Annotated in this window: 18 protein-coding genes; 15 read left to right on the top strand and 3 right to left on the bottom strand. The window is 39.1% G+C overall.

The window, feature by feature from the left end:
- Window positions 1-78 precede the first annotated feature (78 nt).
- Window positions 79-519 (top strand): YwiB family protein, encoded by a 441-nt coding sequence (locus AC1DRF_RS03550; RefSeq protein ID WP_230184042.1) that lies wholly within the window; start codon window positions 79-81, stop codon window positions 517-519.
- On the top strand, window positions 516-2,186 hold the full coding sequence (gene argS, locus AC1DRF_RS03545; protein WP_427076640.1) for an arginine--tRNA ligase: 1,671 nt from the start codon (window positions 516-518) through the stop codon (window positions 2,184-2,186). Before AC1DRF_RS03550 ends, argS begins: the two co-directional genes overlap by 4 nt.
- 30 nt (window positions 2,187-2,216) lie before the next feature.
- Here argS and uvsE read toward each other — a convergent pair whose 3' ends face one another.
- Window positions 2,217-3,170, bottom strand: coding sequence for a UV DNA damage repair endonuclease UvsE (uvsE, locus tag AC1DRF_RS03540; protein WP_230184041.1), 954 nt, complete (start codon window positions 3,168-3,170; stop codon window positions 2,217-2,219).
- Window positions 3,171-3,194: 24 nt separating this feature from the next.
- Entirely contained in the window at window positions 3,195-4,388 is a 1,194-nt protein-coding gene (gene cls / locus AC1DRF_RS03535; protein ID WP_098249410.1) for a cardiolipin synthase, read from the bottom strand.
- A 198-nt stretch (window positions 4,389-4,586) separates the two neighbouring features.
- Between cls and AC1DRF_RS03530 the strand changes: the two genes are divergently transcribed.
- The 9 genes from AC1DRF_RS03530 (at window position 4,587) to AC1DRF_RS03490 (ending at window position 17,846) form a co-directional block, all read left to right on the top strand.
- Complete coding sequence (locus AC1DRF_RS03530) at window positions 4,587-6,698, top strand: (Fe-S)-binding protein (RefSeq protein WP_477740342.1); 2,112 nt, start codon at window positions 4,587-4,589, stop codon at window positions 6,696-6,698.
- Window positions 6,699-6,800: 102 nt separating this feature from the next.
- Window positions 6,801-7,964: an acetyl-CoA C-acetyltransferase gene (locus AC1DRF_RS03525; protein ID WP_097824923.1), complete on the top strand. Its 1,164-nt coding sequence runs from the start codon at window positions 6,801-6,803 to the stop codon at window positions 7,962-7,964.
- A gap of 15 nt (window positions 7,965-7,979) precedes the next feature.
- Window positions 7,980-8,834, top strand: coding sequence for a 3-hydroxybutyryl-CoA dehydrogenase (locus AC1DRF_RS03520; RefSeq protein ID WP_043977505.1), 855 nt, complete (start codon window positions 7,980-7,982; stop codon window positions 8,832-8,834).
- A 12-nt stretch (window positions 8,835-8,846) separates the two neighbouring features.
- Window positions 8,847-9,974, top strand: a complete 1,128-nt coding sequence (locus AC1DRF_RS03515) for an acyl-CoA dehydrogenase (RefSeq protein WP_427076637.1) — start codon at window positions 8,847-8,849, stop codon at window positions 9,972-9,974.
- Window positions 9,975-9,985: 11 nt separating this feature from the next.
- Window positions 9,986-11,119, top strand: coding sequence for an acyl-CoA dehydrogenase (locus tag AC1DRF_RS03510; RefSeq protein ID WP_013059833.1), 1,134 nt, complete (start codon window positions 9,986-9,988; stop codon window positions 11,117-11,119).
- 27 nt (window positions 11,120-11,146) lie between these two features.
- Window positions 11,147-11,791, top strand: coding sequence for a TetR/AcrR family transcriptional regulator (locus AC1DRF_RS03505; RefSeq protein WP_014457745.1), 645 nt, complete (start codon window positions 11,147-11,149; stop codon window positions 11,789-11,791).
- Window positions 11,788-15,030: a fused isobutyryl-CoA mutase/GTPase IcmF gene (icmF, locus tag AC1DRF_RS03500; protein WP_477740341.1), complete on the top strand. Its 3,243-nt coding sequence runs from the start codon at window positions 11,788-11,790 to the stop codon at window positions 15,028-15,030. The genes AC1DRF_RS03505 and icmF overlap by 4 nt, the downstream gene beginning before the upstream one ends.
- A 351-nt stretch (window positions 15,031-15,381) precedes the next feature.
- A complete protein-coding gene (gene rpoE, locus AC1DRF_RS03495; RefSeq protein ID WP_043977497.1) occupies window positions 15,382-15,918 on the top strand; it encodes a DNA-directed RNA polymerase subunit delta in 537 nt (178 codons plus the stop codon).
- A 320-nt stretch (window positions 15,919-16,238) separates the two neighbouring features.
- Window positions 16,239-17,846 (top strand): CTP synthase, encoded by a 1,608-nt coding sequence (locus AC1DRF_RS03490; RefSeq protein WP_034648257.1) that lies wholly within the window; start codon window positions 16,239-16,241, stop codon window positions 17,844-17,846.
- 39 nt (window positions 17,847-17,885) lie between these two features.
- Here AC1DRF_RS03490 and AC1DRF_RS03485 read toward each other — a convergent pair whose 3' ends face one another.
- Window positions 17,886-18,416 (bottom strand): DUF2529 family protein, encoded by a 531-nt coding sequence (locus AC1DRF_RS03485; protein ID WP_025752481.1) that lies wholly within the window; start codon window positions 18,414-18,416, stop codon window positions 17,886-17,888.
- A gap of 237 nt (window positions 18,417-18,653) precedes the next feature.
- On the opposite strand from AC1DRF_RS03485, the gene AC1DRF_RS03480 reads away from it, so the two are divergent.
- From AC1DRF_RS03480 to AC1DRF_RS03465, 4 genes are all read left to right on the top strand, one after another.
- Window positions 18,654-19,028 carry a response regulator gene (locus AC1DRF_RS03480; RefSeq protein ID WP_087944205.1) on the top strand — a complete coding sequence of 125 codons (375 nt, stop codon included), beginning with the start codon at window positions 18,654-18,656 and terminating at the stop codon, window positions 19,026-19,028.
- Window positions 19,029-19,252: 224 nt separating this feature from the next.
- On the top strand, window positions 19,253-20,110 hold the full coding sequence (locus AC1DRF_RS03475; RefSeq protein ID WP_013059826.1) for a class II fructose-bisphosphate aldolase: 858 nt from the start codon (window positions 19,253-19,255) through the stop codon (window positions 20,108-20,110).
- A gap of 137 nt (window positions 20,111-20,247) precedes the next feature.
- Entirely contained in the window at window positions 20,248-20,892 is a 645-nt protein-coding gene (fsa, locus tag AC1DRF_RS03470) for a fructose-6-phosphate aldolase (RefSeq protein ID WP_013059825.1), read from the top strand.
- Window positions 20,893-21,099: 207 nt separating this feature from the next.
- Window positions 21,100-22,386, top strand: coding sequence for a UDP-N-acetylglucosamine 1-carboxyvinyltransferase (locus AC1DRF_RS03465; protein ID WP_230184037.1), 1,287 nt, complete (start codon window positions 21,100-21,102; stop codon window positions 22,384-22,386).
- Window positions 22,387-22,991: the final 605 nt, after the last annotated feature.

Below are 22,991 nucleotides of genomic sequence, written 5' to 3'. Positions count from 1 at the left end.
GTATTATTGAATTCTTTCTTTAGAATGTTTATACTATTTAAGTTATAACGTATTCATTTTAATAAGGAAGTGTCTTTTGTGAGTAACGCTTCAGAAGTCAAGAAACCCATTGAAGTTAAAATTGTGACGGATATCCGCGATGGTCACCGAAAAGAGACAACATCGGTAAATGCAAAAGGTATGTATTATGAAAAAGGATCGAAAATTTATCTTACATACACAGAGTGCCAAGAGGAAATCGGAGATATTAGAACAATGGTGAAAATTAGCGAAGATGAAGTATCAATTAATCGAACCGGTGCTGTTCAAATGAAGCAATCGTTTCGTAAAAAGGTACAGATCGAAGGAACTTATATAAGCCCTTATGGACGTATGGATTTACTGACATTCGCTCATAACATTGAATATAAACAAATGACTCAAAAGGGTCGATTATTTTTAACGTATGATCTAGAAGTACAGGGTCAGCCTACCGGGAAATATGCGTTAACCATTACATTCAAGGAGGAGAAAAAATGAACATCGTCGAACAAGTGCAGCAAAAATTAAAAGCTGAAATTCAAGATGCTGTGGTCAAAGCAGGACTTGCTGAAAAAGCAGAACTTCCAGAAGTTCTATTAGAAACCCCAAAAGATAAAACACATGGTGATTATTCTACCAATATGGCTATGCAGCTAGCTCGTATTGCCAAAAAAGCACCGCGTATTATCGCTGAAGAGCTTGTAGCAAACTTCGATAAATCAAAAGCATCTATCGAGAAAATTGACATTGCAGGCCCTGGATTCATCAACTTTTATATGAATAACTCTTATTTAACAGAGCTTATCCCAACGATTGTAAAAGCTGGTGAAGCTTACGGTCAAACAAACGTAGGGAACGGACAAAAAGTACAAGTTGAGTTTGTTTCAGCTAATCCGACAGGGGATTTACATTTAGGACATGCCCGCGGTGCTGCAGTTGGAGACTCATTATGTAATGTTCTTGAAAAAGCAGGCTACGATGTGTCACGTGAATACTATATTAATGATGCTGGTAACCAAATTAATAACCTGGCTTATTCAGTAGAAGCACGCTACATGCAGGCTCTTGGTTTAGAGAAAGAAATGCCTGCAGACGGCTATCATGGTGCTGACATTATAAACATCGGAAAAGAGCTAGCAAAAGAGCACGGAGACAAGTATGTAAATGCCTCTGAAGAAGAGCGTTTTGAATTCTTCCGTCAATACGGGTTAGATTATGAGTTAGCTAAATTAAAGCGTGATCTTGAACAGTTCCGTGTGAAATTTGACGTATGGTATTCTGAAACATCTCTTTATAAAAATGATAAAATATCAGTTGCACTTGAAACGCTGAAAAAACAAGGCCATGTATATGAAGAAGAAGGTGCTACGTGGTTCCGTTCTACGACATTTGGTGATGATAAAGACCGTGTGTTAATTAAAAATGACGGTTCATTTACGTACTTAACACCAGATATTGCGTATCACCAAGACAAAATTCAACGCGGATTTGATAAGCTAATTAACATTTGGGGAGCCGACCACCATGGATATATTCCTCGTATGAAAGCGGCGATTCAAGCGCTTGGTTATGAAAAAGATACGCTTGAAGTAGAAATCATTCAAATGGTTCAACTGTATCAAAATGGCGAAAAAATGAAGATGAGCAAACGTACAGGTAAAGCAGTAACAATGCGTGATCTAGTAGAAGAGGTAGGCCTTGATGCAACTCGCTACTTCTTTGCGATGAGAAGTGCAGATACACATTTAGACTTTGATTTAGATTTAGCTGTTTCTCAATCTAATGAAAACCCTGTATACTACGCGCAGTATGCTCATGCCCGTATTTGCAGTATTCTTCGTCAAGGTGAAGAGATGGGGATTCAATCAACATCTGGCGCTGACCTTTCATTAATTAGTGCAGAAAAAGAAATGGAACTGCTGAAGAAAATCGGAGAGTTCCCTCAGGCCGTAGCGGAAGCAGCAACAAAACGTATTCCGCACCGCATTACAAACTATGTATTTGACCTTGCTTCTACGTTCCATAGCTTCTATAATGCAGAAAAAGTATTAGACAGCGATAATGTAGAAACAAGTAAAGCACGTATTGAACTAGTGAAAGCTGTTCAAGTAACGCTTCAAAACTCCTTAAAACTAATTGGTGTTTCAGCACCTGAAAAAATGTAACAAAAAAAGAGCCTCTTGGCTCTTTTTTATTTAAAAAACAAGTGTGGCACCTCCTGTACGCTTTACTCCTCTCATTGATGCTAAATCTTCCACTAATTTTAGCAGCGCTTTATCTTTTAACTTTGCTTCAATCATTACGTCAAAATCTTGTCCAATATCTTTAGCCATTTGCAAAAAAGGTGCGATAAAATCAGTTGAGACATAATCAGAGTGACTTCTAAATTCTTTTTCAGATTTAGGAGAAGAGATATGTACTTTTGGTTTTAACCCGATACGTTTCCACGTGTCAAAGATACGAGGGAGCAATAATGCAAGAGGTTCTTCTCCTTCATTTGCTTTGTGGTGGTGATAATCAAAGAGGAGAGGGACTTTCTCTTTTTCGCATACAGCTAATGTTTCTTCAGTTGTGTATGTTTTATCATCATTTTCAAGAGTCATGCGCTTTTTAATGACAGGTGGCAGCGTTTGAATGTTTTCATGAAATCGACCGATCGCCTTTTCTTTATTGCCATAGGCTCCTCCTACATGAATATTAATAAGAGCTTGATCGGCTACTCCCATCGCTTCAAGCATTCTATAGTGATAATCCATATCTTTTACCGCATTTTCTGTAATATGTTTTTTGTCGCTTGTAAATAATGTAAACTGATTAGGATGAAAACTCACGCGCAGTTGATGATTCCGAATCAAGTCTCCTATCTCTGACCAATCGTCTTGGAACGCATCAATGTAATTCCAATCTACTTCAGGATGAGTAGCTAAAGGGACAAGAGAAGATGATAATCGATACAGCATAATTTCATGGGCAATATTAAAATGTAAAGCGCGCTTAGTATGATTCAAATTTTGTTTTGTGACGTAATGAAGCTTATCCAGCCTCTCATCTTTTTTCATTTTTTCCCATCTAGTAAACGTGAGAGTTTTCGCAGGTGAGCAGTCCCAAAGCGACAGGGCATGTGATACATAGCCAAATCTAATTTTCATTATAAATTTTCCTCTTTTCGTTCATTAAAGCAACGGAGAAATAAAGGTTGCAAATCCTTGCTTTAGTTTTTCACTCCATTTTCGGTTTTTGACATCTTCTAAAGACAAAATGGGGCATTCCCCCATACAAGCTTTAAAGCTGTTCTTTACCTCTTCAATGTATATGGCATCGTAGATTAAACAGTTGATTTCAGCGTTTAAGAACAAGCTTCTTTTATCAAAATTAGCCGTTCCTACATCGCAGATAACATTGTCTGCAATTAATACTTTTGCGTGGTAAAAACCGTAATAATATTGATAAATCATGCAGCCTGCTTGAAGTAATGTAGGAAGATAGGCAAATGCAGCATGATGAACAAGCGGTTGATCTGCACGCATTGGAATCAAAATATGAACTTGTACTCCCCGTGCGCGAGCTTGCAGTAACGCATTCATCAAAGGTTCACTTGGAATAAAATAAGGAGTACCTATGTACAATTCCCTATTGGCTTGGTTGATAATCGATAAAAAGCTTTCTTCAAGTGAAAAACCTTCAGTCGACTGTAGCTGAATAACATAGTCTCCTTCAGAGGCTGGTGGAAAGTATCTTTCCACTTTACGCAGGTCTATGCCGGTAGCAGCATACCAGTCGCTCAACAGCTGCATTTGAAGATCTTGGATACCTTCACCTTCCATACGCAGGTGGTAATCTTTCCATACCCCAAGCTTGGCGTCGAGTCCTAAATATTCTCTTCCGATATTAAAACCGCCAATGTAGCCAACTTTCCCATCAATAACGGCCATTTTACGGTGATTGCGTGCGTTGAGTGTATAAAACAAATAAGGCCACCGTAGCGTTCGACTGTAAGCAAAATGAACGCCTTGTTTCTTTAAGAATGCAATTTTGTTTTTCTTGATTTTATAGCTTCCCACACGGTCTACCAATAACCGGACTTCAATATTTTGCTGTGCTTTTTGGACTAGTAAATCTAAAAAATCTTGGCTAATTTCATCATTTTGTACGATGTAAAACGATAAATGGATAAATGAAGAGGCATTTTCTATTTCATGAAATAAATCTTTATACAAGACATTCCCGTCTGCGAACAAAAAAAGAGAAGCACGGCGCTTTGGAAATGTATTTTCAGCCTGAGAAAATACTTTCTTTCCAACGCCAAGGTCAATTGCAAGCCAAGCAATAAAAATAATAAAAAGTAAAATTACAACCATGCCGCTCATCACGTCACCTCTTTTCCCGATGTAAATACATTTTATGTTGTTCTTAGTGTCACCTTGTTTAAATAGAATATGAACAAAAGAACGAAAAGATATTGACTGAATGCTCATTCATTATATACAATGAAAGCAGATATATTATCAGAAAATTTAGTCGTCAGGAGGAAAGAAAGGGAACAAATTATTCAAGGAGGGGACGAGATGACAGGGTTGCTGTGGGTGAATTTTCTCTTTTTTATTATTGTAACCGCTTACGCTGTTTCTTTGTTTGTATATTTGATTCGCACACGCATTCAGTATATTCAATTAGGGAAAAAAGTAGAATTTGATCAGCGGTTAAAAGAAAGACTGCAAAAAATTTGGGTGAACGTGTTTGGACAAAAGAAGCTGTTAAAAGATAAAAAAAGTGGAATTATGCACGTCATGTTTTTTTATGGGTTTATTTTAGTTCAGTTCGGCGCGTTAGACTTCATTATAAAAGGTTTGCTTCCAGGTAAACATTTGCCGCTTGGACCTTTATATCCCGGTTTTACATTTTTTCAAGAAATGGTGACGTTTTTGATTTTAGTAGCAGTTGTCTGGGCTTTTCACCGTCGCTACGTAGAAAAGCTTGTGCGTTTAAAAAGAGGGTTTAAATCTGGTTTAGTACTGATTTTTATTGGAGCACTTATGCTGTCAGTGCTTGTCGGAAACGGTATGTCAATCATCTGGCATAATCATGAACCGTCATGGACAGAACCGATTGCGTCATCGATTGCGATCTTGTTTAAGGGAATCAATGATATTGCCGCTATCTCCATTTTTTATGTTTCATGGTGGATCCACTTAGCCGTATTATTGACGTTTTTAGTATATGTTCCTCAATCAAAACATGCTCATTTACTGGCTGGACCGGCTAATGTATTTTTTAACCGTGTTTCTAAGCCAGGTAAGCTTGAAAAGATTGATTTTGAAGACGAGACCCAGGAGACGTTTGGGGTTGGAAAGATTGAAGAATTCACGCAGCATCAGCTTATTGATTTATATGCCTGTGTGGAATGCGGTCGATGTACGAATATGTGTCCGGCAACGGGTACAGGGAAAATTTTATCTCCAATGGATTTAATTTTAAAGATGCGCGATCACTTAACAGAAAAAGGAGCGGTTGTGACATCTAAGGCACCTTGGGTTCCTACGTATGCATTCTCCAAAACAAAAGGAAATCAGCTGGCGATGATGGCGGCCGGTCAAGGCGGAGCAGAGGCTGCAGCAACAGCGGAATATAATCCCGCTTTAATCGGAGATGTCATTACGGAAGAAGAAATTTGGGCATGTACAACGTGCCGAAACTGTGAAGATCAATGTCCCGTAATGAACGAACATGTAGATAAAATCATAGATTTACGACGTTTTTTAGTATTAACTGAAGGAAAGATGGACGCGGATGCTCAGCGTGCCATGACGAATATTGAACGTCAGGGAAACCCTTGGGGATTAAACCGAAAAGAGCGTGAAGAATGGCGACATGTAAGAGAAGATGTTCACATTCCGACTGTTAAAGAAGTAAGTAAAGCCGGTGAAACGTTTGAGTATTTGTTCTGGGTAGGTTCGATGGGATCTTATGATAACCGCAGCCAAAAAATCGCTCTATCGTTTGCAAAACTTCTCAATGAAGCGGGTGTTTCATTTGCGATTTTAGGAAATAAAGAAAAAAATTCTGGTGATACGCCGCGCAGGTTGGGCAATGAATTTTTATTCCAAGAGTTAGCTTCTAAAAACATCGCTGAATTTGAAAAAAATGAAATCAAAAAAATTGTTACGATTGATCCACATGCTTACAATATCTTCAAAAATGAATATCCAGATTTCGGTTTTGAAGGAGAAGTGTATCATCACACAGAATTATTAGCTATGTTGGTGAAAGAAGGTAAGCTGTCACCAAAACATGCGGTTAATGAAAAAATTACCTTCCATGATTCCTGTTATTTAGGAAGATATAACGAAGTATACAGTCCACCAAGAGAAATTTTGAAAGCGATTCCAGGTGTTCGTTTGATTGAAATGGATCGCAACCGTGAAAATGGTATGTGCTGTGGAGCAGGAGGAGGGTTAATGTGGACGGAAGAAACGACCGGCCAGCGCATTAATGTAGCACGCACGGAACAAGCCTTGGCCGTTAACCCAAGCATTATCAGTTCAGGTTGCCCCTACTGCTTAACGATGCTAAGTGACGGAACAAAAGCAAAAGAAGTAGAAGAAAAGGTTCATACGTATGACGTAGCAGAACTGCTTGAAAAGTCAATTTATGGCGACGTGCAAGAACAGGTTTCATAAAGGAGAAGTAGAGATGGTCTTCATCTCTACCTTTTACAGAAAGGAAATTGAGCAAGCGTTCAATCGGCGAGGACAAAGAGGAAGAAAAAGGAGGAAACAGTAGTGGGGAAAACAGTTATTGTGAGTGCAGTTCGAACACCTTTTGGAAAATTAGGTGGCATTGTAAGTGGACTAAAAGCGGCAGAACTAGGCGGGAAAGCGATTCAAGCAGCTTCAAAGGGACGTACAGAAATTGATTCCGTTATTATGGGGTGCGTGCTGCAGGGGGGCCAAGGACAGCTGCCTTCTAGGCAAGCCATGCACTATGCAGGTTTACCGTGGCAAGTAGAGACAGAAACCATTAATAAAGTTTGTGCATCGGGCATGCGCAGCATTACAACTGCTGATCAGCTGATTCGATTAGGAGAAGCAAAAACAATCATTGCAGGTGGAATGGAATCGATGAGTAACGCGCCGTATCTTCTTCCAAAAGCAAGGTGGGGGTTCCGTATGGGAGATAGCGTTGTGACGGATTTGATGGTTCATGACGGTTTGACATGCAGCTTTACAGGGGTTCAAATGGGTACGTATGGAAATGAAATCGCTTCTGAAATGAATATTTCCCGAGAAAAGCAGGATGAATGGGCCCTTCGCAGTCATCAATTGGCGGTAGAGTCAGAAGAGAAAGGGAGATGGACTGCAGAAAGAATTTCAGTTGATATTCCGTCTAAAAAAGGAACGATAACGGTTCAAAAAGATGAAGGACCAAGAAAAGATACGTCGTTAGAAAAACTCTCGTCTCTTCGGCCTGTATTTGGTCACAGCGGAACCATTACAGCAGGAAATGCACCTAGCGTGAATGACGGAGCAGCTGCGCTCATGCTAATGGATGAAGATGTGGCAAAAGCAAATGGCTATGAGCCGTTGGCTACGATTGTAAACCATACTTCTCTTGCGATGGAGCCAAGGGAATTTCCGAAAACGCCTGGGTTTGCTATTAATAAGCTATTGCAAAAAACAAATAAAACAGTAGACGATATTGCGCTGTTTGAAATCAATGAAGCTTTTTCAGCGGTAGCGTTGATGAGTATGGAAATTGCAGGGCTTCCGGCTGAAAAAGTAAATGTGAACGGCGGGGCTGTAGCACTTGGACATCCGATTGGAGCAAGCGGCGCCCGTATTGTTGTAACGCTCATTCATGAATTAAGACGACGAGGCGGCGGACTAGGCATTGCTTCTATTTGCAGCGGCGGCGGCCAAGGTGATGCCATCATGGTAGAAGTGTAAAAGGGGGATACCAACTTGAATATTGAAACAGTTATGGTTATTGGAGCAGGACAGATGGGAGCAGGAATTGCGCAAGTATTTGCTGCGAGCGGATACCAAGTTTCTTTGTATGACGTTGATCAAAAAAATACACAAAAAGGAATAGAAGGTATTGATAAACGTCTGAAAAAGCAGGTGGGAAAAGGTTCTCTCTCAGCTAAGGAACATGAAGGGATTATGGAGCGCATTCAGCTGGCAAATGAAATAACGGCAGCACAAAAAGCAGATTTAATCGTCGAAGCGGTTGTGGAAAAGATGGAAGTCAAACAAGCCATTTTTGCGGAGTTGGATTCGTTAGCCCCGAGTCATACTATTTTAGCAACCAACACGTCTTCGCTTCCTATTACTGAAATTGCAGCTGTGACCACTCGACCTGAAAAAGTAATTGGCATGCACTTTATGAATCCTGTTCCGGTGATGAAACTCGTTGAAATTATTAGAGGGCTGGCTACTACCGATGAAGTGTATCAAGCAGTCTATGAAACAACGAAAAAATTAAATAAAACCCCGGTGGAAGTTCATGATTTTCCAGGGTTTGTTTCAAATCGAATTTTAATGCCAATGATTAACGAAGCTGTGTTTGCGCTCTATGAAGGGGTAGCAAGCGAAGAGGATATTGATCAAGTGATGAAACTAGGAATGAACCATCCAATGGGACCTTTGACATTAGCAGATTTCATCGGCCTCGATACATGTTTGTTTATTATGGAAACGCTTCATAAAGGGTTTGGTGATGACAAATATCGTCCTTGTCCATTGCTTAGGAAATATGTAAAGGCAGGGTGGCTTGGTCGAAAAACAGGAAAAGGATTTTTTACGTACGAAACATAAAGGAGTGGCGAAATGATCTTTTTTACGTCTGAACAACACATGATTAAAAAGATGGTAGCTGATTTTAGTGAAAAAGAAGTCGCTGCGGCTGTGCCAAACATGGAAAAGGGTGAATTTCCTCGAGGTTTATTAAAGCAGATGGCTGATCTTGGCCTGATGGGCATTCCCGTTCCTCAAGCATACGGAGGGGGCGGACTGGACTTTGTGTCGTACATGATTGCCATCCACGAAATATCAAAAGTAAGTCCAGCCCTCGGCGTCATTTTGTCTGTTCATACTTCTGTAGGTACGAATCCTATTGTCGTATTTGGGACGGAAGATCAAAAACAAAAATATGTAAAAAAACTGGCGACAGGTGAATATTTAGGTGCTTTTTGTTTAACAGAACCTAGTGCAGGGTCTGATGCTGCAAGCTTAAAAACAAAGGCAGAACGAAAAGGAGACCACTATCTTTTAAATGGCTCAAAGCTTTTCATTACAAACGGCGGCGAAGCAGATACGTATATTGTATTTGCTAAAACGAATCCCGAACGCGGGTCGAGAGGAATGAGCGCTTTTATCGTTGAAAAGACGATGGAGGGATTTTCGATAGGAAAAGATGAACATAAGATGGGCCTTCACGGTTCTCGAACGGTTCAACTTCACTTTGAAAATATACAGGTGCCTGTAGAAAATCGTCTCGGAGAAGAAGGTGAAGGCTTTCGAATTGCGATGGCTAATTTAAATGCCGGAAGAATTGGTATTGCTGCTCAGGCGGTAGGAATTGCTGAAGGTGCGTTAACGGCAGCTAAAAACTATGCAAATGAACGATATCAATTCGGAAAATCGATTTTATCTCAGCAGGGTATTGCCTTTAAGCTGGCCGATATGGAAACGGCTGTTGAATCAGCGAAGCTTTTAATGTATAGAGCCGCTTTTTTATATGATCAAAAACTTCCTTGTAAAAAAGAAGCCTCAATGGCGAAATTATTTGCTTCCCAAACGGCCATGAATGTAGCAATCGATGCGATTCAAGTTTTGGGAGGCTATGGTTATATGAAAGATTATCCAGTAGAGAGGTATTTTCGTGACGCCAAAGTATGCGAAATCTACGAAGGTACAAGCGAAATTCAGCGCATCGTCATTAGCAGTCAATTATAGGGGGAATAATCATGTTTTTTAAACTTTCAGAAGAACACGAAATGATTCGAAAAATGGTGCGGGACTTTGCCAAAAACGAAGTGGCTCCGACAGCTGCACAACGAGATGAAGAAGAGCGTTTTGACAGAGGAATCTTTACGCAAATGGCTGATCTAGGATTAACAGGTATTCCATGGCCGGAGCAATACGGAGGAATTGGCAGTGACTATCTAGCTTATTGCATTGCTGTTGAAGAACTGTCTAGAGTATGTGCATCAACAGGCGTTACTTTGTCGGCTCATACTTCTCTTGCCGGCTGGCCAATCTATACATTCGGAACAGAAGAACAAAAACAAAAATACCTGAAACCTATGGCAACGGGTGAGAAAATAGGTGCTTATGGCTTAACCGAACCGAGTGCTGGATCAGACGCAGGAGGAATGAGAACGCTCGCTGTAAAAGACGGAGAAGATTATATTTTAAATGGTTCTAAAATCTTTATTACAAACGGCGGCGAAGCGGATATTTACGTCGTATTTGCTCGCATCGATCCCAATGAAAAACGCACGAGCGCTTTTATTATTGAAAAAGATATGCCGGGATTTTCAGTTGGTAAAAAAGAAAAGAAACTGGGCATTCGCTCTTCACCTACCACAGAAATTATTTTCGAGGACTGCCGTGTTCCAAAAGAAAATTTGCTGGGAAATGAAGGAGAAGGGTTTAAAGTTGCCATGATGACACTAGATGGCGGCCGAAATGGCATTGCAGCACAGGCGGTAGGAATTGCTCAAGGGGCATTAGATGCGGCCGTAGCTTATGCCAAGGAACGTCAGCAATTTGGTAAGCCAATTATTTCTCAGCAAGGAATTGCTTTTAAGCTAGCCGACATGGCCACGAGTATAGAAGCTGCAAGACTGTTAACCTATCAAGCTGCTTGGCTGGAGTCTCAAGGGCTGCCATATGGCAAAGAATCAGCCATGTCAAAATTATATGCTGGGGATACAGCAATGAAAGTAACGACAGAAGCTGTTCAAGTATTTGGAGGATACGGTTATACAAAAGATTATCCAGTAGAACGTTTTATGAGAGATGCAAAAATCACGCAAATTTATGAAGGCACACAAGAGATTCAGCGTCTCGTCATTTCTAGGTATCTTGCTAAATAAAACACTTGTTGTAGGAGAGGTGAAAAAATGAAAAAGAGAGAAGTTCTCACATCCATTAAAGATGAAAAGCTGATTGTAGAGCGTCGTAATCAAATGATTAAAGGGGCCGTCACGCTATTTAAGGAAAAAGGTTTTCACCGAACAACAACAAGGGAAATTGCCAAAGCCGCTGGGTTCAGTATCGGTACACTTTACGAATATATTCAATCTAAAGAAGATGTTTTATATCTTGTATGTGACAATATTTACGATGAAGTGAGAGAGCGATTAGAAGAGATGGTGGTGGATCGTTATACAATCGCTGAGCTTCAACAAGCGATTCAGCACTATTTTAAAGTTGTGGATGAGCTTCAAGATGAAGTATTAGTCATGTACCAAGAAGCGAAATCACTGTCTAAAGATGCGCTTCCATATGTATTAAAAAAAGAGCTGGATATGGTTGAGATGTTTAAGGTTATTATCGAAGGCTGCGTAGAAAACAATCAATTTGCACTTACGGATAAAGAAATTTCGCTGTTTGCTCATCATTTATTTGTTCAAGGTCAGATGTGGGCATTTCGCAGATGGTGGCTGCAAAAGCATTATTCATTAGAAGAATATACAAATATGCAGTTAGATTTTTTACTTAAAAATTTTTCATTTCAACAACTGTGTGAGGGGGAGACAGTTTGAATACAAGCAAAAGACCGCTTCGTTTTTTAACCGCTTCTAGCCTGTTTGACGGCCACGACGCGTCCATTAATATTATGAGACGAATTCTTCAAGMAAAGGGGGTAGAAGTCATTCACCTGGGGCATAACCGATCTGTCGAAGAAATTGTTAACGCTTCCATACAAGAGGATGTTCAGGGGATTGCCATTTCTTCTTATCAAGGCGGCCATGTAGAATATTTTAAGTATATGTACGATTTACTCCAAGAACAACAGGCTTCTCATATTAAAATTTATGGCGGAGGAGGAGGGGTCATTATTCCGAGTGAGATTCAAGAGCTTCATGATTACGGCATTTCTAAAATCTTTTCTCCGGAAGATGGACGAAAAATGGGGTTAGAAGGCATGATTCAATTTATGATCGATGATTGTTATTACACAAATCCCCCTGCACTGCCGAAGGATCGAACCTTAACGCCGGCTAATGACCGTTTAATTGCCCAGCTTATTACATGCGCTGAAAATGAAGCCTATGAATACACAAAAGAGCACGCAGCTGCTCTTGAAGAAATCCGAGAAAGTGTAATCGAAAGCGAGACGGATCAAAAAATACCGGTTATTGGAATCACAGGAACAGGAGGAGCGGGGAAAAGTTCGCTTACGGATGAATTAGTAAGAAGGTTTATTGAACATATTCCAGATATTCATGTAGCTGTTTTATCCGTCGATCCAACTAAACAAAAAACCGGAGGAGCGCTTCTTGGGGATCGAATTCGTATGAACATCGCAGCGTCTCCTCGTGTGTATATGAGAAGTTTGGCCACGCGTTCATCTGGACATGAGCTATCGGCGGCCATTCGAGATGGAATTGCCGTCGTGAAAAAAGCGGGTTTCGACATTATCATTGTCGAAACAAGCGGCATCGGGCAAGCTGATGCTCAAGTCAAAGATATTGCAAATGTCTCTCTGTATGTAATGACAAGCGAATTTGGCGCGCCGTCGCAGTTAGAAAAGATTGAAATGATTGATTACGCAGACTTTATTGTAATCAATAAATTTGAAAAAAAAGGTTCCGAAGACGCAAAAAAACAAGTGCAGCGTCAATATCAGCGTAATCATCAGCTGTTTGAAAATAATCTCTCTACGATGCCAATTTACGGAACAATTGCGAGCCAGTTCAACGACGGGGGAACAAATATTTTATTTGAAGATCTTGTAAATCATCTGCATCAAACATGCCGTACGTCTTGGCACGTAGAAAAATCATCAGAGCGCGTAAGTGAAAAGAAATATACCATCATTCCTAATGATCAACAGCAATATTTACAGGAGATTGTAAACAGCGTTCGCTCTTATCACCGCAATACGGATGTTCAAGTACAAATAGCGCGTAAATTTTATCAGCTAGAGGGTGCTCTGGAAGAAGTGGAAACAGAAACAGCCAAGCAAGAGCTCACTCAGCTAAAGGAGAAATATCAAAAACAGCTAACGGCTGAATCGATTGAAAAGCTGGAAAACTGGCCTAAATTAAAAAGTCAGTACGGGAAAGAAGAACTTATTACAAAGATAAGAAATAAAGAAATTAAAACCTCTCTGCAAGTTGATACCCTATCAGGACTGCGTATTCCGCGCGTGGCCCTTCCAAAAGTTAAAGAATACGGGGAAGTTCTTCGTTTTCTTTATAAAGAAAATGTGCCAGGTGCGTTTCCTTATACAGCAGGTGTTTTTCCATTCAAACGAAAAGGTGAAGATCCTAAGCGTCAATTCGCAGGCGAAGGAACACCAGAACGAACAAATCGCCGCTTCCACTATTTGTCAAAAGATGATGAGGCTAAGCGTTTAAGTACAGCGTTTGATTCTGTAACGCTTTACGGAGAAAATCCGGATCCAAGGCCGGATATCTTCGGGAAAATTGGCGAAAGCGGCGTAAATGTCTGTACGCTTGATGATATGAAACTCTTGTATAAAGGATTTGATCTTTGTCATCCGTCGACTTCCGTTTCGATGACGATCAATGGGCCGGCTCCAATATTACTAGCTATGTTTATGAATACAGCTATCAGTCAGCAGGTGGAAAAGAAGGAAGAGGAGCTGAAGCGCCCTTTAACAGAAGAGGAATACGAGGACGTAAAATCGGGTACGTTGAAACAAGTGAGAGGAACTGTTCAAGCGGATATTTTAAAAGAAGACCAAGGACAAAATACGTGTATTTTTTCCACGGAATTTGCATTGAAAATGATGGGAGATATTCAGCAGTACTTTATTGACGAGAAAGTGCGCAACTATTATTCTGTTTCTATTTCAGGCTATCATATAGCTGAAGCAGGTGCTAACCCGATTTCTCAGCTAGCTTTTACATTGGCCAACGGTTTTACGTACGTGGAATATTACTTGAGTCGAGGCATGCACATTGATGATTTTGCTCCTAATTTATCGTTTTTCTTTAGTAATGGACTTGACCCTGAATACACGGTTATTGGACGTGTAGCGAGAAGAATCTGGGCAATTGTGATGCGTGATAAATACGGCGCGAATGAACGCAGTCAAAAGCTTAAGTATCATATTCAAACATCCGGCCGATCGCTTCATGCACAGGAAATTAATTTTAATGATATACGTACGACGCTGCAAGCCTTAATGGCTCTTCATGACAATTGCAACTCTCTTCATACCAATGCGTATGATGAAGCAATTACAACGCCGACAGAGGAATCTGTACGAAGAGCGATGGCCATTCAATTAATCATTACAAAAGAGCATGGATTAACTAAAAATGAAAATCCACTACAGGGCTCTTTTATTATTGATGAACTAACAGACTTGGTAGAAGAAGAGGTATTGGCTGAGTTCCAACGCTTAAATGATCGAGGCGGCGTTTTAGGTGCGATGGAAATGCAGTATCAGCGAGGTAAGATTCAAGATGAATCGATGGAATATGAGATGCAAAAACATACGGGAGATTTACCTATTATAGGAGTAAATACGTATATTAATCCAAATGAAGAGGAAAATTCCTCAGTTGATGACATGCAGTTAGCCCGCGCATCAAAAGAAGAAAAAAATCATCAAATTAATCAGCTTCAGAAGTTTCAACAGCAGCATGAAGAAAAAAGAGAAGATGCGCTGAAAAGGTTAAAGAAAGCTGCAACAGAAGGAGAGAACATTYTCAAAGAGTTAATGGAGACCGTTAAAGTAGCCAGCTTAGGGGAAATTACGCGAGCTTTATATGAATGCGGTGGGCAATATCGCCGAAATATGTAATAATGTATCGTTAGTATATAGTGATATATTAAAAGCCGAGATGACCGTTTGTGGGTCATCTCGGCTTTTATAGACCTAACCCTAGCGGAGTCAGAATAACTGATGGTGAATTCCTTTTGATCAAAGGATGTTATTGGCGTATTAAATAGAATGTATTATAGTGATAAAATGTCTATTTTTTTCGTTGTTTTATGCGAAATTCTCGAGAATTTTAGAAACGAGGCTAGCATAAATGTATTGAATTTGTTTATAATGAATGGTATGTATTTATTCGTTTCCATCATTTACACATATGATGAATTGATTTAATAGATTTTCGATATACATAGTCATAGAAAGGATGTGCCAGATTTGAGTTTAGCACAGTACTCAAAAACGGATTTAAAAGAAATGTCGATGATTGAGATTGCTTATGCACTTCTAGAAGAAAAAACAGATCGTCAAGCAATGTCATTCCAAGAAATTATTGCTGAAATTAAAGCAGCAGCTGAAATGTCAGATCAAGAATTAAAAACGAGATTAGCTCAGTTTTATACAGATATTAATATTGATGGTCGCTTTTTAACAGTAGGGGACAACCACTGGGGTCTTCGTGGATGGTATCCTTTTGACCAAGCTGAAGAAGAAGTTATTCCGGTTGCAAAACCTAAAAAGAAAAAAGCGAAAAAAGCTGTTGTTGAAGAAGTTGAAGATTTTGATGATTTAGAAGAAGATTTGGATTATGAAGATGTTGATGATCTAGACGAAGAAGAAGATTTTGAAGACATTGACGAGCTAGAAGAAGATGAAGAAGATCTTGCAGAAGACGATTTTGACGATTTAGAAGATGATCTAGACGATGATGAGGAAGACGAAGAAGAAGATTATGAGGACGAAAAAGAAAAATAATCCTTCTTGACTTTTTCAAGCGAAGTAGGTAGAATCTTTTTTGGGCTCTTTAAACAAGCATTTAAAAAGTTTTTATTTAAAATAGACTATTGCTCCCAATCCAGTTTTGGTATTGGGAGCAATTTTTTTATTTTATCTATCCATGTTTTACACCCCGATATGTTCTTATAAATCCTTGATAGAAACTTTCTTTTGGTTCTTGAACGTTTCACATTCATAAGGTTTCTTATAATTTCGCATGCACAATGAATGAATTGTGATTGTTTATGTGAAAACTTTTAATATTGTACAGTTCAAATTATTTAGAGGGGGAAGTATAGATGACAAAGTATATTTTCGTAACAGGCGGTGTTGTATCATCTCTAGGAAAAGGGATTACAGCAGCTTCTTTAGGCCGTTTATTAAAAAACCGTGGGTTGAACGTAACGATTCAAAAGTTTGATCCATACATTAATGTAGACCCAGGAACAATGAGTCCATACCAACACGGAGAGGTATTCGTAACGGATGACGGCGCGGAAACAGACTTAGACTTAGGTCACTATGAGCGTTTTATCGATATCAACTTAAATCGCTACAGCAACGTAACAACAGGTAAAGTATATTCAACAGTATTGAAAAAAGAGCGTCGCGGTGATTATTTAGGCGGAACAGTTCAGGTTATTCCGCACATCACAAATGAAATTAAAGAACGCGTTTTCCGTGCAGGTAAAGAAACAAATGCGGACGTTGTTATTACTGAAATCGGCGGAACGGTAGGAGATATTGAATCACTTCCTTTCCTAGAAGCTATTCGTCAAATCAAAAGTGATATTGGCCGTGACAATGTTATGTATATCCACTGTACACTTGTGCCATATTTAAAAGCTGCTGGTGAAATGAAAACAAAACCAACACAGCATAGTGTAAAAGAGTTACGTAGCTTAGGCATTCAGCCAAATGTTATCGTTGTTCGTACAGAAATGCCAATTTCTGAAGATATGAAAGACAAGCTAGCTTTATTCTGCGATATTGATCCAAAAGCGGTTATTGAGTGTGCAGACGCTGAAACATTATATGAAATTCCACTATCTTTACAAGAGCAGCACCTAGATCAAATCACATGCGATCACTTGAAATTAGATTGCAAAGAAGCAGAAATGACTGAGTGGAAAGCACTGGTTGAGAAAGTAAAAGGACTTTCAAATACGACAAAAATTGCATTGGTTGGTAAGTATGTAGAGCTTCAAGATGCTTATATTTCTGTCGTAGAAGCAATGAAACATGCTGGATATGCATTCGATGCAGATGTAAACATCAAGTGGGTAAATTCTGAATTTGTAACAAAAGAAAATGTTCAAGATTTACTTGGTGATGTAGATGGTATCTTAGTTCCAGGTGGATTTGGTGATCGTGGAATTGAAGGTAAAATTGTAGCAACACAATATGCACGTGAGCAAAAGGTTCCATTCTTAGGTATTTGCTTAGGTATGCAGCTGGCATCAGTTGAGTTTGCGCGTAATGTATTAGGCTTAGAAGGCGCACATTCAGCGGAAATTGCACCTGGAACAAATTATCCAATTATTGACTTATTACCAGAGCAAAAAGACGTAGAGGACCTAGGCGGTACATTGCGTTTAGGACTATACCCTTGTAAATTGTCTGAAGATACGCTTGCATATGAAGCATATCAAGATGAAGTGGTATATGAGCGTCATCGTCACCGTTATGAATTTAATAACGAATACCGTCAACAAATGGAAGAGAAAGGCTTTATCTTCTCTGGTACAAGCCCAGACGGCCGTTTAATTGAAATTGTAGAGCTAAAAGACCACCCATGGTTCTTGGCTTCACAATTCCACCCAGAGTTTACTTCTCGTCCAACAAGACCGCAACCATTGTTCAGAGAATTTATTCGCGCATCAATGGAGTCAGGCCAAAACAAATAAGTGAAATAAAAAACACGCTGTCTTTAGACAGCGTGTTTTTTATTCATATTCTTCTACGATTTCTTTTAATGTGAAAGTTAAACCATAGTACGCGTATAAAGCGACCATCATTGCTGGAAAACCAAATCTTGAGCCGTCTTCTCCAGGAATAAGCGGCTTTAACAATTTTGTATCAATATGAGCATCTGCGAGTGCTGTTAAAGAAGGTTCGGCTATCTCTTTAGGAACAGCAGCAATGCTAACAAATGGAATATCCCGTTTCTTTAAACGTTCAGCTATTTCCACTGCTTTATTATCTGTTGAAAATCGAGAGACAAGCAGTACGCGATCAACGCTAGTCAGCTGATCTAATTCATGTAAAGGCAAAGCTTTTGCCTGACTTAAAGGTTCTGCACTGCTTAGTGCTTCAAGCGTAATGGCGTGCATTTCTTCTACACCATAAATATAGATAAATCCTTCTCCGACAGAGGCCTGTGCTAAAATACGCGCGGCATCTTCAAATTGGAATTCTTCTTGTTCTTCAATTCGTTTAAAAAAACCTGAAAGTTGAGTTGTGAAAATTTTAAGCATAGAATCTCCCTTCGATTTAAGCGGCTAAAGCCGTCTATCTACACATTATAACGAAAAAAGCTATCTGTATTCTATCTTGAAATGAGCTACAATGAAAGTAAAGTGCAATGAAGTTGGATGGATGACAAAAAAAGCTATGTTTTGTAACAATTTCTCTAATAAGCAGGGATTTTTGTTTTAAAGGCGAAATACATATGTTAGTTTTGTCTGTAGAAGAGGAATATAAAAGGTGGGATTATATTGGCAGAGAAAATTTTAATTGTTGATGATCAGTATGGTATACGTATTTTATTAACGGAAGTGCTGCAAAAAGAAGGCTATACGACATTTCAAGCGGCGAACGGCTTCCAGGCGATTGATATTACAAAAGAGCAAGCACCGGATCTTGTCTTATTAGATATGAAAATTCCAGGAATGGATGGAATTGAAATTTTAAAAAGGTTAAAGCAGCACGATGAAACGATTAAAGTCATTATTATGACCGCTTATGGTGAATTGGATATGATTCAAGAAGCAAAAGATTTAGGAGCATTAACACACTTTGCAAAACCGTTTGATATTGATGAAATCCGAAAAGTTGTTAGGGAATATATACCAGTAAAGTCGAATTAAGGTTTTGGTAGGGTTTTCATCCTAACAAATTTTGAATATCAACCTAAAAATGTTGCTGTTTTCATTGTTAGTTGGTATCCTAATTACTGTATTCATAATTCGACAATCTATTATGTAAAGATGCGCGTTGTTTCTACATGAAACACTCAATTCAAGAGCATACTATTTGAGTGTGCCTTTTGGTTAGCATCTAATCTAAGGTTGATTTTAAGGAGGATTTCAATATGCCTTTAGTATCAATGAAAGAAATGCTTATTACAGCAAAAGAACAAGGCTATGCAGTAGGTCAATTTAACTTAAATAACTTAGAGTTTACTCAAGCTATTCTTCAAGCAGCAAAAGAAGAAAACTCTCCAGTTATTCTTGGTGTATCTGAAGGTGCAGCACGCTACATGGGCGGTTTCAAAACTGTTGTAGCAATGGTTGAAGCTCTAATCGAAGATTACGACGTTCAAGTACCAGTTGCAATTCACTTAGACCACGGTTCAAGCTTTGAATCATGTGCAAAAGCAATCCATGCTGGATTCACTTCTGTAATGATCGATGCTTCTCACCATCCATTTGAAGAAAACATTGCAATTACTTCTAAAGTAGTTGAACTAGCTCACTTCCACGGAGTATCTGTAGAAGCGGAACTAGGAACTGTTGGTGGACAAGAAGACGACGTTATTGCTGAGGGCGTTATCTATGCAGATGCTAACGAGTGTGAAGAACTTGTTAACCGTACAGGTATCGATTGCTTAGCTCCAGCATTAGGATCAGTTCACGGACCATACAAAGGTGAACCAAACCTAGGTTTTGCTGAAATGAAAGAAATCGGAGATCGTACAGGCTTACCATTAGTTTTACATGGTGGAACTGGTATTCCAACAAAAGATATCCAAAAATCAGTTTCTTTAGGTACTGCTAAAATCAACGTAAACACTGAAAACCAAATTGCTTCAGCTAAAGCTGTTCGTGAAGTATTAGCTGCGCAACCTGAACAATATGATCCACGTAAATACTTAGGACCTGCTCGCGAAGCAATCAAAGAAACGGTTCAAGGTAAAATGCGTGAATTCGGTTCTTCTAACAAAGCATAATTTGAAATCTTCGGATTGCCTGTTTGCAGTTAGTTGAGTCTGAAAAATAAAACCGTCTTATTTTCATTGTAAGGCGGTTTTATTTTTACTATAATTTTCTTATCATTCTGAATACATAACACAGGGGGATGGCATTCATGAAGTTTTTTATTGATACGGCTAATTTAGACGAAATTAAGGAAGCGCATTCATTGGGTTTGTTAGCGGGGGTTACAACAAATCCTAGTTTAGTAGCTAAAGAGAACATCACGTTTGAAGATCGTCTTCGTGAAATTACAGAGTTCGTTGAAGGGTCTGTAAGTGCAGAAGTGATTGCGCTTGATGCAGAAGGCATGATTCGCGAAGGAAAAGAGCTTGCTGCGATTGCGCCGAATATCACAATCAAGGTACCGATGACTCCAGATGGCTTAAAAGCAGTAAAAGAATTTACTAGTTTAGGTATTAAGACAAACGTTACGCTTATTTTCTCAGCTAACCAAGCGTTAATGGCAGCAAGAGCAGGTGCTACTTACGTATCGCCTTTCTTAGGAAGATTAGACGATATTGGTTTTAATGGTCTCGATTTAATCTCAGATATCGCAGATATTTTTGCGATTCATGACATTCCATCAGAAATTATTGCAGCATCTATTCGTCATCCGATGCACGTAACAGAAGCTGCAAAAAATGGAGCACATATTGCGACAATTCCTTACAAAGTTTTAATGCAATTGTTCAAACATCCGTTAACAAACGCAGGAATTGACCAATTTTTGGCAGATTGGGAAAAACGAAATGTCTAAACATGTATAAATTTATGTGGTGTTTACCATCCTGACAGGTGAATGCCATATTTTTCTTTTATCTTGTCGAAACTATACATGATTTTTTCATTTTCGTGTACACTAGTAGGTAATAGGAAAAATAACCATTCTTTTAGGTATTCTTTGTACCAAAATTTTCCTCAATTACTAGGTGAGAAACTTTCTTTCACTAGAAGGGAGCTATAAATGGAAAAGTTAAAAATACAAGGTGGCTTTACCTTAAGTGGATCCGTCCGCGTCAGTGGTGCTAAAAATAGTGCCGTTGCGCTTATTCCAGCAACAATTTTAGCCGAGTCACCTGTTACAATTGAAGGTCTGCCCGATATTTCAGACGTGCAGTTATTAGGGGATTTAGTTGAAGAAATTGGTGGGAAAGTAACCATTGATAACGACGAATTAAGAGTAGATCCATCCGGAATGGTTGCAATGCCTTTACCGAACGGAAAAGTAAAAAAATTACGCGCTTCTTATTATTTAATGGGGGCGATGTTGGGACGCTTTAAAAAAGCGGTAGTTGGGCTTCCAGGAGGCTGTTACCTTGGTCCTAGACCAATCGATCAGCACATTAAAGGCTTTGAAGCTCTTGGCGCTAAAGTAACAAATGAACAAGGAGCTATTTACATTCGAGCTGAGGAACTGATTGGTGCTCGAATTTATTTAGACGTTGTTAGCGTAGGAGCAACAATCAATATTATGCTCGCTGCTGTAAGAGCAAAAGGGCGTACCGTTATTGAGAATGCTGCTAAAGAGCCTGAAATTATTGATGTAGCTACGTTGCTGACAAGTATGGGTGCCCGTATTAAAGGTGCAGGTACGGATGTTATTCGAATTGATGGAGTAGATCAATTAAAAGGATGCCGTCATTCCATCATTCCAGACCGAATTGAAGCAGGCACATATATGATCATGGGAGCGAGTATGGGAAAAGAAGTTGTTGTGGACAACGTTATCCCTCAGCATTTGGAGTCATTAACGGCTAAAATGCGTGAGATGGGTATTCATATCGAAACAAGCTCAGATCAGATTCTTGTAGCGACTCGTCAGCTATTGAAGCCCGTAGATATTAAGACGCTAGTATATCCAGGTTTTCCAACTGATTTACAGCAGCCATTTACGACGCTTCTAACAAGAGCGTCTGGTACAAGCGTTGTGACAGATACAATTTATGGTGCAAGGTTTAAGCATATTGATGAACTGAGACGAATGAATGCATCTGTTAAGGTAGAAGGGCGTTCTGCTATTATTAATGGTCCCATTCACTTACAAGGTGCACGTGTGAAAGCGTCGGACTTACGGGCAGGAGCAGCTCTCGTAACCGCTGGCTTAATGGCCAAAGGGATTACAGAGGTAACGGGTTTAGAGCACATTGACCGAGGTTACAGTCATTTAGTAGACAAGCTATCGGATTTAGGGGCAATGATTTGGCGTGAAGAGATGACTCAAGAGGAAATTGAGCAATTTCAAAATTCATAAAGGCAAATCGGTGCCACAGTCATGAAAGCAAAGTTTAGAAATGAGCTTTTTAATAAGCTACACAGGCGTAGGAGCGTTCTTCTATCTCTGTGTAGCTTATATATTTATGAATAGGGTAAATAGATAAAAAGGGAAGCTAAAAGGTAAATTTCACTTCTTATTTTAACGTCCAGTTTATTTCCTTTAATGTGAAATTATGAAAAGGTTTTCCTCGCTTCTCGTAAGCTATTAAATTTCCTTTTTTTTATTCATCTTCTAAAGTAAAAAAAGATTGATTAAAAAGATAGAAAAAGGTTAGAATATAAATTGCTACGTTAAATTTATCAAGATAATATAAATGGTTTTATGTCGGAATTATTCTTCTAAAAGTGTATAGTTAATCAATTGATTCTACTTATTATACTTCAAAGGTTATATTCTCCATTTTCACAGATTTATTCCATCCATATCATCTCTCAATTTTATATTTGAATTTGAATTTAATATGGGAGGAACGGTTAAAAATTATTCATTATAAAGCGTGGTGTCCTAATGAACTTAACATTATCCAGTTTAGAAAATATGAAATTAAAAGAGCTGTATGAACATGCTCGTGAGTATAAAGT

Source organism: Priestia sp. P5_B4, from assembly GCF_056400385.1.
This window is presented reverse-complemented; position numbering and strand designations above follow the sequence as displayed.

Coding starts and splice junctions, on each gene's coding strand:
- argS (WP_427076640.1), top strand. CDS start 516: ATGAACATCGTCGAACAAGTGCAGCAAAAATTAAAAGCTGAAATTCAA.
- uvsE (WP_230184041.1), bottom strand. CDS start 3,170: ATGAAAATTAGATTTGGCTATGTATCACATGCCCTGTCGCTTTGGGAC.
- cls (WP_098249410.1), bottom strand. CDS start 4,388: ATGAGCGGCATGGTTGTAATTTTACTTTTTATTATTTTTATTGCTTGG.
- AC1DRF_RS03530 (WP_477740342.1), top strand. CDS start 4,587: ATGACAGGGTTGCTGTGGGTGAATTTTCTCTTTTTTATTATTGTAACC.
- AC1DRF_RS03515 (WP_427076637.1), top strand. CDS start 8,847: ATGATCTTTTTTACGTCTGAACAACACATGATTAAAAAGATGGTAGCT.
- AC1DRF_RS03510 (WP_013059833.1), top strand. CDS start 9,986: ATGTTTTTTAAACTTTCAGAAGAACACGAAATGATTCGAAAAATGGTG.
- AC1DRF_RS03505 (WP_014457745.1), top strand. CDS start 11,147: ATGAAAAAGAGAGAAGTTCTCACATCCATTAAAGATGAAAAGCTGATT.
- AC1DRF_RS03490 (WP_034648257.1), top strand. CDS start 16,239: ATGACAAAGTATATTTTCGTAACAGGCGGTGTTGTATCATCTCTAGGA.
- AC1DRF_RS03485 (WP_025752481.1), bottom strand. CDS start 18,416: ATGCTTAAAATTTTCACAACTCAACTTTCAGGTTTTTTTAAACGAATT.
- AC1DRF_RS03475 (WP_013059826.1), top strand. CDS start 19,253: ATGCCTTTAGTATCAATGAAAGAAATGCTTATTACAGCAAAAGAACAA.
- fsa (WP_013059825.1), top strand. CDS start 20,248: ATGAAGTTTTTTATTGATACGGCTAATTTAGACGAAATTAAGGAAGCG.
- AC1DRF_RS03465 (WP_230184037.1), top strand. CDS start 21,100: ATGGAAAAGTTAAAAATACAAGGTGGCTTTACCTTAAGTGGATCCGTC.